Below are 722 nucleotides of genomic sequence, written 5' to 3'. Positions count from 1 at the left end.
TCCATAATGATGGCGTTGGTTCGATTGTCCTCTACTATCAAGGCCTTCAAACCATTGCAATTGAGCTTGTGCCTATGTCCTGATTCCACTTTCCCCGGTTCGCAAGGAGAGATCTCAACTTCAACCGTGAATGTAGTGCCGATATTTTCTTGGCTTTGCACAGTCACATGACCGCCCATGTGCTCGGCGATCTCTTTGACAATTGCAAGACCAAGGCCAGTCCCGCCGAAGCGTCTTGTGGTTGATGATTCTGCTTGCTCAAATGGGCGGAATATACGTTTTTGCGCCTCTTTAGATATCCCTATTCCCGTGTCTTTTATCGCGATAACCAACACCGTTTTGTCATAGTGAGTTTGCTCACTCAGCGTCACTTCAACAATGCCTCTGTCAGTAAACTTCACGGCGTTATTGAGTAAATTAAACAACACTTGACGAAGGCGCGCTTTGTCGTTGTCATACCAGCGTCCCGCAGGGACTAACGACGTCACCTTAAACTGCAATCCTTTCTCTGCACACAAGGTATGATAAACGCTTTTTATACTGCCAATGATCGATTCTATGGGGAATGGCGAGTTCGAAAACTCTACATGTCCCTGCTCTATCTTGGAGTAATCAAGAATCTCGTTCAGTAGCGTCATCATGTGATCACCAGAATCGTATAATGTACTGAGGTGTTTTCTTTGTTCGTCCGTTAACGGCGTTTTGAGCAGGATTTGAGCGGT

The 722-nt window shown here is 46.0% G+C and carries 1 protein-coding gene; it reads right to left on the bottom strand.

Going from position 1 to position 722, the window contains the following annotated elements; genetic code table 11:
- Positions 1-722 (bottom strand): sensor histidine kinase (locus R7190_RS27320; protein ID WP_318137861.1); only part of this gene is annotated, 722 nt, incomplete at both ends.

This window comes from Vibrio sp. 1078-1 (genome assembly GCF_033340475.1).
Note: the sequence above shows the minus strand (reverse complement) of the source record. Positions and strands in the feature narration are given on the sequence as shown.